Source organism: Hymenobacter sp. YIM 151500-1 (assembly GCF_025979885.1).
GTDB lineage: Bacteria > Bacteroidota > Bacteroidia > Cytophagales > Hymenobacteraceae > Hymenobacter.
The window spans coordinates 1,125,057-1,141,689 of record NZ_CP110139.1 but is presented as its reverse complement, the minus strand read 5'-3'; the positions used below and the strand labels follow the sequence as shown (position 1 = coordinate 1,141,689).

At 54.4% G+C, this 16,633-nt stretch carries 12 protein-coding genes and 1 pseudogene; 10 read left to right on the top strand and 3 right to left on the bottom strand.

Annotation, left to right across the window (positions count from 1 at the left end; all coding sequences use genetic code 11):
* The first annotated feature begins 12 nt into the window (after nt 1-12).
* From OIS53_RS20360 to OIS53_RS04605, 5 genes are all read left to right on the top strand, one after another.
* Nucleotides 13-1,155 carry a M23 family metallopeptidase gene (locus OIS53_RS20360; protein ID WP_319805475.1) on the top strand — a complete coding sequence of 381 codons (1,143 nt, stop codon included), beginning with the start codon at nt 13-15 and terminating at the stop codon, nt 1,153-1,155.
* 99 nt (nt 1,156-1,254) lie between these two features.
* Nucleotides 1,255-1,974: a bacillithiol biosynthesis deacetylase BshB1 gene (gene bshB1 / locus OIS53_RS04620; protein WP_264681224.1), complete on the top strand. Its 720-nt coding sequence runs from the start codon at nt 1,255-1,257 to the stop codon at nt 1,972-1,974.
* A gap of 288 nt (nt 1,975-2,262) precedes the next feature.
* The gene (locus OIS53_RS04615; RefSeq protein WP_264681223.1) at nt 2,263-2,940 is read left to right on the top strand and encodes a membrane-associated protein; all 678 of its coding nucleotides are present in this window, start codon (nt 2,263-2,265) and stop codon (nt 2,938-2,940) included.
* A 120-nt stretch (nt 2,941-3,060) separates the two neighbouring features.
* Nucleotides 3,061-3,279 (top strand): hypothetical protein, encoded by a 219-nt coding sequence (locus tag OIS53_RS04610; RefSeq protein ID WP_264681222.1) that lies wholly within the window; start codon nt 3,061-3,063, stop codon nt 3,277-3,279.
* Between the two features lie 278 nt (nt 3,280-3,557).
* The gene (locus OIS53_RS04605; protein ID WP_264681221.1) at nt 3,558-6,704 is read left to right on the top strand and encodes an STAND family AAA ATPase; all 3,147 of its coding nucleotides are present in this window, start codon (nt 3,558-3,560) and stop codon (nt 6,702-6,704) included.
* A 169-nt stretch (nt 6,705-6,873) separates the two neighbouring features.
* Here the strand turns inward: OIS53_RS04605 and accC are convergent, their stop codons facing one another.
* The gene (accC, locus tag OIS53_RS04600) at nt 6,874-8,385 is read right to left on the bottom strand and encodes an acetyl-CoA carboxylase biotin carboxylase subunit (RefSeq protein ID WP_264681220.1); all 1,512 of its coding nucleotides are present in this window, start codon (nt 8,383-8,385) and stop codon (nt 6,874-6,876) included.
* A gap of 332 nt (nt 8,386-8,717) precedes the next feature.
* Here accC and OIS53_RS04595 point away from each other — a divergent pair, with 332 nt between their 5' ends.
* Together OIS53_RS04595 and OIS53_RS20355 are read left to right on the top strand one after the other, a co-directional pair.
* Nucleotides 8,718-9,968, top strand: a complete 1,251-nt coding sequence (locus OIS53_RS04595; protein WP_264681219.1) for an aminotransferase class I/II-fold pyridoxal phosphate-dependent enzyme — start codon at nt 8,718-8,720, stop codon at nt 9,966-9,968.
* 244 nt (nt 9,969-10,212) lie between these two features.
* Nucleotides 10,213-10,380: pseudogene (locus OIS53_RS20355) on the top strand (histone H1); the annotation flags it as partial.
* A gap of 434 nt (nt 10,381-10,814) precedes the next feature.
* Here the strand turns inward: OIS53_RS20355 and tyrS are convergent.
* Nucleotides 10,815-12,332, bottom strand: a complete 1,518-nt coding sequence (gene tyrS, locus OIS53_RS04585) for a tyrosine--tRNA ligase (RefSeq protein ID WP_264681217.1) — start codon at nt 12,330-12,332, stop codon at nt 10,815-10,817.
* A gap of 218 nt (nt 12,333-12,550) precedes the next feature.
* Between tyrS and holA the strand changes: the two genes are divergently transcribed.
* Complete coding sequence (gene holA / locus OIS53_RS04580) at nt 12,551-13,621, top strand: DNA polymerase III subunit delta (RefSeq protein ID WP_264681216.1); 1,071 nt, start codon at nt 12,551-12,553, stop codon at nt 13,619-13,621.
* A 97-nt stretch (nt 13,622-13,718) separates the two neighbouring features.
* Here the strand turns inward: holA and OIS53_RS04575 are convergent, their stop codons facing one another.
* The gene (locus tag OIS53_RS04575) at nt 13,719-15,455 is read right to left on the bottom strand and encodes an alpha/beta fold hydrolase (RefSeq protein WP_264681215.1); all 1,737 of its coding nucleotides are present in this window, start codon (nt 15,453-15,455) and stop codon (nt 13,719-13,721) included.
* Nucleotides 15,456-15,648: 193 nt separating this feature from the next.
* Between OIS53_RS04575 and OIS53_RS04570 the strand changes: the two genes are divergently transcribed.
* Nucleotides 15,649-16,110: an MbcA/ParS/Xre antitoxin family protein gene (locus OIS53_RS04570; protein WP_264681214.1), complete on the top strand. Its 462-nt coding sequence runs from the start codon at nt 15,649-15,651 to the stop codon at nt 16,108-16,110.
* A gap of 3 nt (nt 16,111-16,113) precedes the next feature.
* Entirely contained in the window at nt 16,114-16,572 is a 459-nt protein-coding gene (locus OIS53_RS04565) for an RES family NAD+ phosphorylase (protein WP_264681213.1), read from the top strand.
* Nucleotides 16,573-16,633 lie beyond the last annotated feature (61 nt).

Sequence of the window (16,633 nt, the reverse complement as noted above, 5' to 3'; positions counted from 1 at the left end):
AACTCTTCGCCTTTGCTATATTTTGTAAGACACTGGCTGCTGCCGCTGCTACTGATCGGGCTGTTTGTAGGCTTGCCCGGCCAGCTGCGGGCCCAGCGCCGCAAAGTGCCCGAGCCAAAAGCCAAAGCGGGTTCGGCCGGCAAGCGGAAGGACTTCTTTCGCATCAAATCCCCGACCATCCGCTACGTGCGGCCCGATACCACCATCCTGATTGAGACGGAGGAGCTGCCCGACGAAAGCTCGGACGCGGCCAAGTCCATCTTCTTCAACCCGGCCAAAAAGCTGTCCATCGTGAGCGAGGATACGTCGTCGCTCAACGAGGGCGGGCAGGAAATTGTGGAAGTCAAGGAAGAGGTGCAGATTGATTCGTCGTGGATACAGGTGGCCGGCTACTACGCCATCTGGGACACGCACAACATCAACCCCTACCGCGTGGATGGCCGCCGCATCAAGGACACGCTGAACCTGCGCCTCACGGAGCCGGAGCGCCAGCGCTACGCCAAGATGCCCCTGAACAGCACGCCCCTGACCTCGGACTTCGGCTTCCGCGGCTACCGCTGGCACTACGGCGTAGACCTGGACCTGAACACCGGCGACTCGGTGAAAGCGGCGTTTGACGGGGTGGTGCGCATAACCAAGTGGGACGGCTCCGGCTACGGCAACTACATCCTCGTGCGTCATTATAACGGCATTGAGACCCTGTACGGCCACTTGCAGAAGTCGCTGGTGACGCCGGGCACCTTCGTGAAAGCCGGGCAGCTGATTGGGTACGGCGGCAGCACGGGCCGCAGCACCGGCTCCCACCTGCACTTTGAGGTGCGCTACGAAGGCAACCCCATCGACCCGGAAAAGATGTACGACTTCCCGGATTACAAGCTTATCCAGGACAACTTCCAGGTTACGGCGGCTCTGTTTGCCTACTACAGCAAGGCCCTGCGCTACCGGGGCGGCAGCGTACCGGGCGCGGGTAGCGGCAGTAGTAGCCGCAGCAGCGGCAAGCCCACCCAGGCGCGGCGCACGGTCACGCACCGCATCCGTCCGGGCGACACGCTGTCGGAAATTGCCGATAAGTATGGCGTGTCGCAGGCGCAGCTGCGCCGCCTGAATGGCAGCGTCGGTACCCTGCGCCCCGGCCGCACGTTGAGAATAAAGTAGGGACTTAGGGGCTTGGGGACTTAGGGGCTTGGTTGACGTGCAAGTGGCATTCAGCAAACCCTAAGTCCCCGAGCCCCTAAGTCCCCAAGCCCCTACAAAATGAAACTTGACATTCTGGCCCTCGGGGCCCACCCCGATGACGTGGAAATGTCGTGTGCCGGCACCCTGCTGGCGGCGGCGGCGGCCGGCAAGCGGATTGGCATCGTGGATTTTACGCGGGGTGAGCTGGGCACCCGCGGCACTGCGGAAACCCGCGCCCAGGAAGCCGAGGCTGCCAGCCGCATTCTGGGCCTGAGTGCCCGCGAAAACCTGGGCCTGCCCGATGGTTTCTTCCGCAACGACCGGGAGCACCAGCTGCCCCTGATTACCGCCCTGCGCCGCTACCAGCCCGACGTGGTGCTGTGCAACGCCACCGCTGACCGCCACCCCGACCACGGCCGCGGCGCCCAGCTTGCCACCGACGCCTGCTTTCTGAGCGGCCTGCGCCGGATTGAAACCCACGGGCACGACGGCCAGCCGCAGGAGCCCTGGCGCCCCCGCGCGGTATACCACTACATCCAGGACCGCCAGCTGCCCGCCGACTTTGTGGTGGATATTACCGCCCACTGGCTCAAGAAGTGGGAGGCCATTCGGGCTTACAAAACGCAGTTCTACGACCCCGAAAGCACCGAGCCCACCACCTACCTGTCGAGCCCTGAGTTCAGCAAGTTTATGGAAGCGCGGGCTAGAGAGTTCGGCCACCTGATTGGCGTAGAATTCGGGGAGGGCTTCACCCGCCAGCGTCCCCTGGGCGTGCGTGAAGTGACGGAGCTGCTGTAGGCAATTTGCGCAGTGAAAATAGAAGCCCAGCTCAGCAGGCCGGGCTTTTTTATTGGTGACGGGGGAATAGCGGGGCCTATGACCGTCATGCTTCTCTTTAAATGAGTAAGCAATACAAGCCCCGTAAAAAGTCTATTTACAAAGCAGGTAAACCAATTTACGCCCAATATAGGGCTGAAAGCTAGTGTGCTGAAAAGTCTGATGAGGTGAAATCTTGAGCTGGGCAGGTGAAACCCTTTCTGCTACTTCCGGCCGCAGTTCACGAATTCACCTCCTGCTTTTCGCCTTATGCACACTACGCAGCCCCGCCTTCCTCTCAGCCTAAAATTACTTTTCACCGCTTTCCTGGCCGTCATGGTGCCGGTGTACTGGGTCAATTATGGCCCTACCAACTTCCTGTACTTTTGCGACGTGGCCCTGCTGCTCTGCCTCATCAGCATCTGGACCGAGCGGCGCCTGCCCGCTTCCATGGCCGCCGTGGGCATCCTGCTGCCCCAAATCCTGTGGTGCGCCGATTTCCTGGGCGAGTTGTGCGGGGTGCGTCTGCTGGGCATGACGTCCTACATGTTCGATGCGAACCGCTCCTTGTTTCTGCGGGGCCTGTCGTTTTTCCACGGTTGGCTGCCGTTCCTGCTGGTGTATCTGGTGCGCCGCCTCGGCTACGACCGGCGCGCCCTCTGGGCCTGGACCGGCCTGGCCTGGGGACTGTGCCTGGTAGCCTACTTCCTGCTGCCGCCCGCCGGCGCCGTCATGCCCGACCCCAAAATCCCCGTCAACATCAACTACGTCTTCGGCTTCGACGACGCCCACCCCCAAACCTGGCTGCCCGCCCCGGTGTACCTGGTAGCCTGGATGGCGGCATTGTTCGTGGTAGCGTACCTGCCCACGCACCTGGTGCTACGGAAGTGGCTGGGAAAGAAGGAGGAAGTTGCTGTACCCCGTTCCATGGAGCCAGTGGCAGCTTAGTAGAACACATATACACGTTGCGCGACGCTGCTCCTACGTGATATGGATCAAGCATAGGGAAGACTTATTTGTGACTACATTGTGTTGCTAATCCATTTGTCCGCTTGTAACAACATCTATATGCTGAATCCGCAAATCCCTGAAGCGTTACCATCTCTGCAGTTGGGCCGCGTCAGTACATTTCGTCCCGAAGACATCAAACGGTGGGGGGTAGAGCGGTTTATGGCGGAAGTGGCTCCTCAAACCCCGTTTGCCATTCCTGACCTCGGATTCACGCCGGAGGAGCAGCAGCGCATGGACCAGTTGACGCAGGACGAGCGGGAAGCAGATGGTCTTTGATACCAACCTGGTGCTTCAACACATTCGGCGTGGCGAGGCGCTGCCGGCGCGGGCCGTGTTGCCAATTGTAATTAGATGTGTATACGGCTTTGTAGAGCATACGCTTTAGATGTTATATAAAAAAAGCCTATTTATAAACAGATTTTTTTGTTGTATTATGCATTCTAGTATTCGATAAGCAAAAATTATATATTATATATTATTTTTGTTTATTTGATGTTAATATTTAACCACCAGCAGCTCAATAAGAAACAGTACACAATCATTGACATCAGTACATGAAACTTCTCCTCATCCAACTCAGCGACATTCACATAAAGGGAGCACAAGATAAAGTTCTTGCAAGAAGGACCAAGATTGCGGAAGCAGTCCGGAATATGACTTTTGAATTGGATATGTGTATTGTTGCTGTCACAGGTGATATAGCATATGCTGGCAGTGAAACGCAATACGCAGAGTCGCTAGAACTTTTTGAGCATATACGCCACGTACTTCAGAAAGACTTAGGTACTGCCGTCCCTGTTCATATGGTCGCGATACCAGGAAATCATGATTGTGATTTTGGTAACCCTGGTTTAGCTCGTGAGAGTATAATTAAGTCTATGCGCGTAAACAATATTATTGATGATTCGATAATTGATATTTGCACAAATGTGCAAAATAACTTTTTCGAGCTATTTAAAATTTATTTCTCAAGAAATGTTCATTTTTTTAATAAACTATATTGGGAATATAAATTCGACGCAAAAGGCCAGGAACTACTTTTTAGATGTTATAATACTGCTTGGAACTCTGAGCTTCGAGAAAAGCCAGGCGAGATGTACTATCCAGTGAGCTATATTCCAAATCAAAGTATTGGTTCGGAATTCGTAATTTCTATGTTTCACCATCCGTACAACTGGCTTTCACCGGATAATGGACGAGAGTTCAGGAAGAAGATAGAAGAGGTGTCTGACCTTATTATAACTGGACATGAACATGATATGACTCAGCGAGTTTCATCTTCCGGTAGGCACCAGCACAATACATATGTTGAAGGAGGAGCATTGCAGGATTCTTACAATAATACGACTAGCGAGTTTAATTGTATTCTGATAGACACACATAAGAAGCGTAATGCTATTATTCCATTCAGATGGAGTGAAGGACTTTATCATGGCAATACACAAAGCTTGGTGTGGTCAGACTATAGACCTAATCGTATACGAAGTAAAAATGAGTTTGCGTTAAGCGAATCTATGACCAAATGGTTGTCTGACCTTGGATTACAGGTTAGGCATCCCAATAAGGGTTTGCTCAGACGTAATGATATATTTGTATACCCTGATTTGCGCGATGATAATTATCGAAAAAAATCTGTACGCTATATTAAAGGAGAAGAAATATTGGATAAAATTGTCGATTTTAATAGAATTATTATATCAGGAACGGATGATGCTGGTAAAACAACTTTAGCCAAGCAATATTTTGAGGAGTTTTATCACAAAGGAATAATACCACTGTACCTAAATGGTGGAAGTGGTAAAACTATAGCAGGCGATGAGCGAGGTATTGCTTTTATATTATCGGAATTTACCGAGCAATATACTGGTATGAGCGCCGAGGAATATCGGCAATTAGATAAGGATAAAAGGATAATTATAATCGATAATTTCGATAAGATAAAATTCAAAAAGGGAGGTAGGTCCGTCAAAAGTGTTGTTGAGCTAATGACTGGATTTGCGCAGTATGTAATACTGTTTTCGAATGACTTAGCATTGCATGCGTCCGAGATGGCAAGTGAAGGTTTTGCATTCATAACTGAAGGAGAAAAAACTTTTCAACAATATAGAATACAGCCATTTGGTCACTATCGTCGAGAATTATTGGTGAAAAAATGGATTGGCTTTGATGATACATTGGAGGAAAATAGTGGAGAGTTTATTCGAAAAGTTGAAGAAATCAAAAAGTTGCTTGATACGATAATTGGAAACAACTATATACCCCCTTATCCAGTAGTGCTTTTACCACTGTTACTTGCGCAGCAGCATAATGAGAAAGTAAATACAAATGCTAGTACATACGGGTACTTTTATGAGCTGCTTATTATTAAGTCTTTAACAGAAAGAGTAAATGTTGTATCCTCTGATGTTAAAAATGGCTATTTAACATTTCTCGCCAAGTTTATGTTTGAGCAAGAATTGCGTGGATTGACAGAGCGACAATTACGTGAATTCCACTCAAGATACGAAGATGAATATTTTATATCTGTTAATTATTCGTCAATAATTGAAGTGTTAATCCAAACTCACCTTATTGAAGTTAGGGGTGATTTTTATGCATTTAAGTACCCATACATATTTTATTATTTCATTGCATCAAGCCTGCGTGATAGACTTTCTGACGATGGTGCGAAAGCTGATGTTACACGGCTAGCGTCTACGTTGCATGAGGAGGAAAGTGCCAATATACTTCTGTTTTTGACTCACTTGACAAAAGATAGATTTATAATCGACCAGATGATAATTGCAGCTAAAGGTGTATTTTCATCTGTCAAAAGTGAAAACATGCTATCGGAGGTTAACGTATTTTCTGATTTGAATACATTTATTGAGGCGAGTTATGAAGATAGAGATGTAACAGAATCAAGAGATGCTAAGAATAAGAGATTAGATGAAATTGAAATGCAGTACAGTCAAAAAGATAGAAATATTGAAGAAGTTGAGGCGATAGAGGAATTGTCCTACAAGGAAGATGATGGAAAAACTATAGCTATAACAAAAGAACAGGAAGAGTATATGAAAAATATAGGTGTAGCAATGAAAACGTTACAAATACTAGGACAATTATTGAAGAACTATGTTGGTACAATGGATGGTCCGACTAAAACCATACTTGTGAATGAATGCAAAGGTATTGGCTTTAGAACACTGGCTTCTCTGATGAACTCATTGGAATCAAATAAAGAGTTTTTTCTGGAAACTATGTCTACGATTTTTCGAAATGAAAGTCCTAATCTAACTCAACGCGATGCTACAGAAAGGGCAATTGCATCTTTATTCAGTGTGGTTCATATGAACACATATGCTATTGTGAAACGAATTTCGAATGCAATAGGCTCACCGCAATTAACTCAAGTTTATGAAAAAATGATCGAGGTAGATTCATCTCCCGCAACTCAGCTAGTATACTCTTCGCTGAATTTTGACCATTCTAATACATTTCCAGTTAATGTGTTGACTAAAGCTTATGATAAAGTAAAAAATAATACACTTGCGCTTGAAGTGCTGAAAAGCTTAACATTTAATCAGTTTTATCTTTTTAACACGCCTTTTGCAGTTAAACAACAAGCATGTGCAGTTCTTAAAGTGAAGTATATTAATTCATCGAGCGTCAATCCAGCGCACAAGATGATTAAAGGTGGGGCAAAAAAAGTGTCTAGTTAGTAAATCAATTTGTCTATTATGTTCTTTTAATCAAAAGAGTTTCAGTAATTAATGTTGCTGAGGCTCTTTTGATTATGTAAACTTCCCCGCGAAGTAGGCAAGTCAAAAGTGAAGATTCACAACGCAGCCCAGCTAGTCAAAACCGAGCTACGTTTTTTAACCCGTTACCCTACCGCACCCCCAACCGATTCCGCTTCCACGCCGAGCCCGTAGCGGCCGGCGCATCTGCCGAAGCGGCAGTAGAACTGGGCTTCTTCTCCGTGAGGAGCATGGCGGTGAGCACGGCGGCGAGCTTGGCGGTGGAGTCGTCGGGGGCGGCGGGGCGGAGGGCTTCGGGGGTGAAGTGGTCCTTGATGAAGTTGGTGTCGAAGTTGCCGCTCACGAAAGCGGGGTGTTGCAGCACGTAGCGGCCGAAGCCCAGGGTGGTTTCGATGCCGGTAATCTGGTACTCGTCGATGGCGCGCAGCATCCGCTCGATGGCCTCCTGGCGGGTGGCCCCGAAGGTGACGAGCTTGGCAATCATGGGGTCATAGTAAATCGGGATGTCCATGCCCTGCTCGAAACCGTCGTCCACCCGCACGCCGGGGCCCTGGGGGCGCACGTAAGTAGTCAGCGTGCCGATGTCGGGCAGGAAGTTGTTTTGCGGGTCTTCGGCGTACACGCGCAGCTCCAGGGCGTGGCCCTGAATCGTAAGGTCTTCCTGGCGGAAGGGCAGGGGGTGGCCCTCAGCTACGCGGATTTGCTCTTTCACCAGATCGAGGCCCGTAATCTGCTCCGTGACGGGGTGCTCCACCTGGAGGCGGGTGTTCATTTCCAGGAAGTAGAAGTTGCGCTGGTCGTCCAGCAGAAACTCCACGGTGCCGGCTCCGGTGTAGTTGCAGGCGCGGGCCACGTCCACGGCGCAGCGGCCCATTTCGGCGCGCAGCTCCGGCGTCAGCACCGACGAGGGGGCCTCTTCAATCACCTTCTGGTGGCGGCGCTGGATGGAGCATTCCCGCTCAAACAAGTGCACAATGTTGCCGTGCTCGTCGCCGAGCACCTGAATCTCGATGTGGCGCGGCCCGGTCACGAACTTCTCAATAAATACCGCCCCATCGCCAAACGCCGACGTGGCCTCCGACACGGCCAGCTGCATCTGCTCCTCGAACTCAGCTTCGGAGTGTACCAGGCGCATACCCTTGCCGCCGCCCCCGGCCGAGGCCTTGATGAGCACCGGAAAGCCCACGCCCGCCGCAATGCGCTTGGCTTCTTCCACATCCTGGATGGCCTCGTCGGTGCCGGGCACCAGCGGGATGTTGTAGGCTTTCACGGCCTGCTTGGCCGACAGCTTGTCGCCCATGATGTTCATGGCCTCCGGCGAAGGACCCACGAAAATCAGCCCCGCCTCCTGCACCATGCGGGCAAACTCGGCGTTTTCTGACAGGAAGCCGTAGCCGGGATGGATGGCATCGACGCCGAGCTGCCGGCACACCTCCAGGATTTTGTCGCCGCGCAGGTAGCTGTCTTTCGAGGCGGGCGGGCCCACGCACACGGCCTCGTCGGCGTAGCGCACGTGCAGGGCGTTGCGGTCGGCTTCTGAGTAGATGGCCACGGTGTGCAGGCCCATTTCCTTGGCCGAGCGCAGCACGCGCAAGGCAATTTCGCCCCGGTTGGCGACCAGCAGCTTGGTAATTTTCTTCATGTAAGGGAGCGGATGCGGGTGGGAGAGAGGTACGGTAGAAAAAGGTGTCATTCCGAGCGAGGCGAGGAATCTGGGTTACTTCCAAGAGGCTAACTCAGATTCCTCGCTTCGCTCGGAATGACATGCCTATTCAAGGCAGCTGAATAATGCTGTTCATTACCCAAAGAAACGTCATTCCACTGGCACCGTAAAACGCGCGCGGGCAATTCCTAGGCGGTTGTTTGCCGGCCTGCGGGCGGCTACCTTTGCGGATTGCCATAACTTTGTACATCTTCCGGGAGTTACGCCCCTGTGTAACCTCCTGATTTCTTTCACATTCAACCCGTTCCCTCGTGGATCTATTTGAGAAGATTGCCGCCAACCGCGGCCCGCTGGGCAGCCACTCGCACTATGCACACGGCTATTTCACGTTTCCCAAGCTGGAAGGCGAGATTAAGCCCCGCATGATTTTCCGCGGTAAAGAGGTGCTCACCTGGAGCCTGAACAACTACCTGGGCCTGGCCAACCACCCCGAGGTGCGCCGCGCCGACGCCGAGGCCGCCGCCGAGTACGGCATGGCCCTGCCCATGGGCGCGCGCATGATGTCCGGCAACTCCAACCTGCACGAGCAGCTGGAAAGTGAGCTGGCTGAGTTTGTGATGAAGCCCGACTGCATGCTCCTGAACTTCGGCTACCAGGGCGTAGTGAGCATTATCGATGCCATGGTGAACCGCCACGACGTGATTGTGTACGACGCCGAGTCGCACGCCTGCATCATCGACGGGGTGCGCCTGCACCAGGGCAAGCGGTTTGTGTACACCCACAACGACATGGGCAGCCTGGAAAAGCAGCTGGAGCGGGCCCAGCGCATCATCGACGAAACCGGCGGCGGCATTCTGGTAATTACCGAGGGCGTGTTTGGCATGTCGGGCAACCAGGGCAACCTGCGCGGCGTGGTGGCCTTGAAAGAGAAATACCAGTTCCGCCTGTTCGTGGATGATGCCCACGGCTTCGGCACGATGGGCGCTACGGGCGCCGGAACCGGCGAAGAACAGGGGGTGCAGGACGGCATCGACCTATATTTTTCGACCTTTGCGAAGAGCATGGCCAGCATCGGCGCCTTCGTAGCCGGCCCCGAGAACGTAATTGAATATTTGCGCTACAACATGCGCAGCCAGATTTTCGCCAAAAGCCTACCCATGCCGCTTGTGGTGGGTGCTTTGAAACGCCTGGAGCTGCTGCGCACCCGCCCCGAGCTAAAGGAAAACCTCTGGATTATCGTGCGGGCCTTGCAGAGCGGATTGCGCGAAAAAGGCTTCAACATCGGCACCACCACTTCGTGCGTGACGCCGGTGCTGCTGGAGGGCCAAATTCCCGACGCCACGCAGATTACCTTCGATTTGCGTGAGAATCACGGCATTTTCTGCTCTATTGTGGTGTATCCGGTGGTGCCCAAGGGCGTAATTATGCTTCGCCTTATCCCCACCGCCGTCCATACCCTCGACGATGTAGCCACCACCATCCGGGCCTTTGAGGCGGTGCAGGAAAAGCTCTCAAAAGGGCTTTACTCCAAAGCCGAAGTGCCTGCGGGGCTACAGGCTTAGCCTGTGCTTTGCTAAATACAAAAGCCGGGTGTCCAGCGGGTGCTCGGCTTTTGTATTTAGGACTATTCCTAGTGAGAAGCTAAGTGGAGGGGAGAAGAGGGGCAGCTATTGCGGGGTAAAAATGCCCTGTACGAGCCGGTAAGGGCGTTTGATAAAAAAAGTTGGCAACTTGCTTGTATTTGAAATCCCTGTATATTAGGGCCCGTTAAACACATTTTTCCACACCACATAACCCTCTTCCCCCATGAACAATTTTAGCCAACTGAAAGACCTCGTGATGTCGCTGGAAGCTGACTTCGAGAAGTTCTACGACAAGAACAACTCTGCCGCTGGTACCCGCGTGCGCAAGGGCATGCAGGAGCTGAAGAATATGGCCCAGAGCATCCGCACCGAGGTGCAGAACAAGAAGAACGAAGGCGGTGCTGCTGCCGGTGGCGCCAGCAACGGTGCTGCCAAAGCTGCTCCGGCCAAGAAAGCCGCCGCTCCCGCCGCTAAGAAAGCCGCTCCGGCGAAAAAGAAGTAAGACCACGGATTCATCCGGATTTTTCGGATGAGTCGGATTTTGTGGACGAACCTCTCTCCCAATAAAAAGGCCTCCCACTCGGGAGGCTTTTTTCATGTAAAGCTTAGAAGCGGTTGGCGTTAGTTGTTGCAGCGTCTAGCCACTGTAGAAACGCGACCCTTGGCTACGCCGACCAACGGTTCGCGTCTCGGCGTCCGCGCCACTAGAACGGCATTGTTCTTCGCTGGTCGTTCAACGAGGAGGCGCAACATCTTGCGTCTCTACAGTGGGCTAACCAACTAGTTAGCTAATCCAAACCGCTGCTTAGATAAAGACGCGGCCGGTTAGATCAGCTTAATGAGGAAATAGCTTTTCCCCTTCTGCGCAACGAGGTAGTTGCCTGGCAGGGGCGCTACGGCCGTGGCCGACTGGTCGGGAGTTACTTTCTGGCGGTTGAGCTTCACGCCGTTGTTCTGCACCATTTTGCGCGCCTCGCCTTTGGAGGAGAAGATAACGTTGCCGGTGGCTGTGCTCAGCAGCGTGAGGACGTCCATACCGGCCAGCTCGGTTTGGGCCACCTCCACGTGGGGCACGCCGGCAAACACGTCGAGCAGGGTAGCCTCATCCAGCAAGGCCAGGTCGCCGCCCCCGAACAGCACCTGCGAGGCGGCCAGAGCTGCTTCGTAGGCTGCGGCCCCATGCACGCGGGTGGTTACGTCCTGGGCCAGGGCTTTTTGCAGAACCCGCCGATGCGGAGCCTGGGCGTGCTCGGCTTCTAGGGCTTCGATTTCCTCTTGGCTGAGCAGCGTGAAGACGCGGATGAGGCGGGGCGCGTCGGCGTCGGCGGCGTTGAGGAAGAACTGGTAGAACTGATAGGGCGAGGTCAGGGTGGGGTCGAGCCACACGGTGCCGGTTTCGCTCTTGCCGTACTTGGTGCCATCGGCCTTGGTGATGAGCTGGCCGGTGAGGGCGTAAGCCTTGCCCTCGCCGCCCGTCATGCGCTGTATTAGCTCGGTGCCGGCAGTGATGTTGCCCCACTGGTCGGAGGCGCCCATTTGCAGGGTACAGCCCAACTCCTTATATAAGTGGTAGAAGTCGTAGCCCTGCAGCAGTTGGTAGCTAAACTCGGTGTAGCTGATGCCCGCCTCTTCTGCTTTGCGAAAAATGGTTTCTTGAAGGAATGATCTGGATGCTTCAGCCTTTTTTTCAAAGTCAGGCTCTGAAATGTGCTTAAGAGTTAGCAACGCACCTTTTAGCTCAGACAAATTCTTTTGAACACTTTGAATGTCTGTTGTTGGGTCATCAAGCAAGTTAATTATGCCGTCAACATAAGATACCGTGTCATCGATACCTACATTGATACGCTCCATGGTCTTATTGATTCCTATTCTTTTCTGGACGGATTCTTTGGCCATCATGTAGTTCACGGTAAGGTGCTTGCCTACTTCGCGCAGAAACTGCAGAAAACCAAAGTCCTTGAACCAGTCGTAGTTGTTGACGACCAGCGCACCGGTGGGCGAGTCGTTGAACTCAATGAACCGCTCCAGCTGGGCCCGGATGCCGGCCTGGTTGCGGCGCAGGGCGTCTTCGTCCAGCAGGTTGCGCTCCGCCGACTTGCCCGATGGGTCACCAATCATGCCGGTGGCGCCGCCCACCAGGGCCACGGGGCGGTGGCCGGCCCGCTGCAGGTGCACCAGTAGCATAATGGTGGCCAGGTTGCCGATGTGCAGGGACGGGGCCGTGGGATCAAAGCCGATGTAGCCAGTAACAGGCGCGCCGGCACGTAAGTGCTCGGCCGTGCCGGGCATCATGCCTTTGTCATGAAGCATCTTTCGCCAGCGCAGTTCTTCTATCAGGTCCAAGGGTGAATTAGTAATTAGGAATTAGTAATTAAGAATTTGTCTGATGGCGCAAGCAACAGAAGATCATCCACGCAATGCCAATCAGACCTGATTCTTACCAGTCAGGCCGCAAAGGTAAGAGGCAGGCTGTACCTTTGGCGGACAAGAATTGCCGGCATAGCCTAGCAAGCTGCCGTAGGTAAATTCTTACTTGCTACTTCTTACTTACCAAGTAAAAATTGACCCCCGACGAAGTTCTCAAGCAGCTCCAGCAGCGGCAGTTTGCGCCCGTGTATTTCCTGCAAGGGGAGGAGCCCTACTACATCGACCTGGTAAGCGACCTGCTGGAGCGCACGGTGTTGCAAGAACACGAGAAGGGCTTCAACCAGGTGGTGCTCTACGGCAAGGACACCGACGTGGCCGGCATTCTGGGCCAGGCCAAACGGTTTCCGATGATGGCCGACCGCTCGGTGGTTATTGTGAAAGAGGCCCAGGCCGTGGCTGATTTGGAGTCGGAAAAGGCGTGGCCGTTTCTGGAGGCGTATCTGAAGAACCCGCTGCACAGCACGGTGCTGGTGCTGTGCTACAAGCACAAAACCCTGGATGCGCGCAAGAAGCTGGGCAAGCTACTGACCGGCGACAAGAAGGAGCCCGCCCCGGCCGGCACGGTGCTCATGACGAGCAAAAAGCTCTACGACAACCAGGTGGCGCCCTGGCTCACGCAGTACGTGCGCAGCAAGGGCCAGCAGATTACGCCCCAGGCCACGGCCATGCTGGCCGAGTACATCGGGGCCGAGCTGGGCCGCCTGACCAACGAGGTGGACAAGATGCTGCTCAACCTGCTGCCCGGTCACGCCATCGACGAGGACCTGGTGCAGCGCATGGTGGGCATCAGCAAGGAGTACAACATCTTCGAGCTGCAAAGCGCCCTTATCCGGCGCGACGTGCTCAAGGCCAACCGCATCCTGCTCTACTTCGAGGCCAACCCCAAGGCCAATCCGCTCATCCCGAACCTGACGCTGCTGTTCAACTACTTCTCCCGCCTGCTGGCCCTGCACCAGCTGCCCAACCCCACCGAGGCCGACTGGAAGCGCCTGAACCTGGCTAGCACCTTCGCCCGCCGCGACTACCAAACCGGCTTGAAGGTGTTCAGCTTCGCCCGCACCCGCGACATCGTGCACCTGATACGACGCGCCGACGCCCAAAGCAAAGGCATCGACGCCGGCTCCATGACCGACGGCGAGATTCTGCGGGAGCTGGTGTGGCTGATTCTGCACCCGGTGCCGCTGAGTGCGGTGGTGGGAGCGTAGTTTTAGGCTACGAAAAACCGGCGGTACGTATGGCATCTGGAAATTTTGCCTTGTCTGCACCACGGTAGCCTTGGACTACTGAAAGCGGGGTAAAACGCTACTTGTAGTCAACGAGCCGTGATGTCACTACTTGCCAACGGCGGCCGGTGTATGCGTAGGTATCGGTGTATCGTTGCCGGATAACCTCGGGCACGCCATTTTTAAGGAATTCTGTGGTCACGACGCCCGTTAGGACCACGGTTTTTCCGTGGTCAGCGGCTCGCTGCACGGAGGTATAGAGCCTGGCGCCTGGGCAGCAGATGCGCAAGTTGGGTAGTTCCTTCACAACCTGCTGCTTGGTTTGCGTCAGGCCATTGGGGAAGGTTATCGTAAAGGTGTCGGCCAGAATGTTTTTCATGGCGGCGGTGTCGCCCTGTTCGTAAGCCGTCAGCCACGCTCTTTCCGCTTGCTTGACCTGCGTAATAGCTGCGCTTTCGCTGGTAGTTACCGCCAGCAGCCAATTGCTCAAGTCAGGCAGGAAGTGCGGCTCAAAGGACGTTAGTCGTCCAAACTCACTGTCACTTCGCGTTGAGGCGCGCAGCAGGAGGTGATTGGCTTGGGGGTAGATAATGACAGTAGACTTTTTTGCCCGGCCTTTTGTCAGACTGCGAGTTAACGCCTGGCTTACTTCCTGTACTGGAGTAGACGCGTCCAGCTCGCCGAACATAGCCAACAAGCTACCCCGGTAGGCTGCCCAATCGGTGGTAGGGTCGTAGGTGATTTCCAGGGCCTGAAACCACTGATCTGTTTTCTGGAAGTCGATGCTAGTCGACAGCGGCGGCAAGAAGTCACGCACCGGGCTCGTAGAGGCTAGGCCAGCCACTGAAGCATCGAGTTTGCTGGCGTCCTCGGGGCGGCGGGAACCGACGTAGTTGTACAGATTGCGCCATGCCTGTACGCCGGCTGCTACCTGGGCTTCGGTTGCGCCGTTGGCCCGCAGCTCAGTGGCGGTATTGTACAGGTTTTGCTGAGCCGCGCTAGTGCCCATGCCCGCGCCCGACAGGCAAAAAATAAAAGGCGTGTCGGGCTGGAGGGCCGTGAGCTTGGCCAGTATCCAGCCAGCTTGGCTGCTGCCCCCAAAACCAATCTTCCGCGGATCTATGCGCGGGTGGTGAGCCAAGAGCTGCCGGGCTTGCAGTGCATCCTCCGCTAGCTCCCGAAAAGAAGCCGTTTGCCAGCGGCCCGTCGAGCTGCCGCAACCGCGCTTGTCATAGGTGAGCACCGCAATGCCGTTTTTTGCCAGGTGGTCGGCAATAATGCGCATGTAGGAGGCGTAGCCGTGCCGGTTTTGTTCGCCAGAACCGTGAAGGAGCACGACGGCAGGCACTCGGCGCGGCTGGTCAGGTAGGAGCAGTGTGCCGGAAAGCGTGGTGTTACCATTCTTGAAGCGTACGGCTTCCTCCCGATACAGCAGAGTGGCTCTTACCGCACGTTGCGCCGTGCCTGCCGGGCTGGCTACCAGAACTTGCGGTACTGGTCCTTGGCTAGCGGATAGGAATGTAATGGTGGTGGAGGCAGTCCTGGGAGTGTCCGGTAGGATAGTCTTCCCCGAAAACCACGTCGTATCGTTTAAGCGGTACAGTCCTCGGAAATCGAATGTTTGTGGGTCAAAAGAAAATAGCCGGACAAATGATCTGCCTATTACTAGCTCCTTGTGGTCAGCCGTTTGATATGTTCCCAGGTAACGGTCATACACGGCAGCGTTCAGGTCCTGAGCCGGTACTGCGAAAGGCAGGAGTAGCAAAATCAGTAGGCCAGTAATCCTCATCACATCTGCTTGATATTCTAAAAACAAGATACACTATTTAGAAAACACCTCCCCACTTACTGGTGACAACAGCAAGAAAGCACTTCGACCAACTGGATATGTTTGTCCCTTCCACCCTGGGGTAAAAGCGGGCGTATGGGGAGCCTATAAGAACTCAGAGAAATTTTTCCATGTTGCTAAGAAAAATTTCTCTAGCTTCGGTTTATCTAATCACAAGCTTATGCCCACTGCTGCCCACCAACCTAAAATCACGGCCGTTATGCCGGTTTTCCTGCGCCAGAAATGGGCCGTTTGGAGCGAAGCCGGGCACGACTCGTTTACGCTGGTAATGGAAGCCCGCAAGGGCGTGCCGGCGGCCACGGCGTTTGAGGTGGCGGAGGCCTACCAGTTGCAAGCGCCGGAGTTGGAAGCCATTTACGAGCTATCCACTAAGACCCTGCGCACCTACTCCCAGGAAAACAAGCTGTTGAGCGCCGCCAGCAGCGAAAAGACCCTGAAAATCATCAGCCTCTACCACCGCGGAGTGGAGGTGTTCGGCGACGCGGCGGCGTTCCTGCGCTGGCTGGGCAAGCCCGCCCACGGCCTCGACGGGGAGCTGCCCCTGCGCCTGCTCGAAACCAGCGGCGGCATCGACCTAGTAGCCGAGGAGTTGGCCCGCATTGCCTACGGCGACTTATCGTAGGCAATGCTCATCTACCGCATCTGCCTGGCCCGCTACGCCGACGACCTGTTTGCCTCGGGCTACCGGGCGCGGTGGAACTACAAAGACCAGTTTGTCATCTACACCGCCGCCAGTCGGGCCCTGGCCTGCCTCGAAAACGTGGTGCACCGCAGCGGAGAGGGCCTCACCGAGCACTTCCGGGTGCTGATCATCGACGTACCTGACGACTTGCTGGTTGAGGAAATCCCGGTGGCCGAGTTGCCCGAGCAGTGGGAGCGGGCCAGCCGCTACGCCGTGTGCCAGCCCCTGGGCAGCGCCTGGTACGAGCGGCGCACCTCGGCCGTGTTGCGCGTGCCCTCGTCCATCGTGCCCCAGGAGCACAACTACATCCTGCACAGCCGCCACCCCGACTTCAAGCGTATTCGCATCGTGGGCCGCGAGGAGTTTCGGTTCGACCCGCGCATCAAGTCGGATGAGGTGTAGCACATGCTTGTAGCACACGCTTTAGCTTGTGCCGATAGGGGTTTTACCACGCAACTCCGTG

Excerpts from the sequence above, each read along its gene's own strand:
- bshB1 (WP_264681224.1), top strand. The coding sequence starts at position 1,255 with ATGAAACTTGACATTCTGGCCCTCGGGGCCCACCCCGATGACGTGGAA.
- OIS53_RS04615 (WP_264681223.1), top strand. The coding sequence starts at position 2,263 with ATGCACACTACGCAGCCCCGCCTTCCTCTCAGCCTAAAATTACTTTTC.
- OIS53_RS04610 (WP_264681222.1), top strand. The coding sequence starts at position 3,061 with ATGCTGAATCCGCAAATCCCTGAAGCGTTACCATCTCTGCAGTTGGGC.
- OIS53_RS04605 (WP_264681221.1), top strand. The coding sequence starts at position 3,558 with ATGAAACTTCTCCTCATCCAACTCAGCGACATTCACATAAAGGGAGCA.
- accC (WP_264681220.1), bottom strand. The coding sequence starts at position 8,385 with ATGAAGAAAATTACCAAGCTGCTGGTCGCCAACCGGGGCGAAATTGCC.
- OIS53_RS04570 (WP_264681214.1), top strand. The coding sequence starts at position 15,649 with ATGCCCACTGCTGCCCACCAACCTAAAATCACGGCCGTTATGCCGGTT.
- OIS53_RS04565 (WP_264681213.1), top strand. The coding sequence starts at position 16,114 with ATGCTCATCTACCGCATCTGCCTGGCCCGCTACGCCGACGACCTGTTT.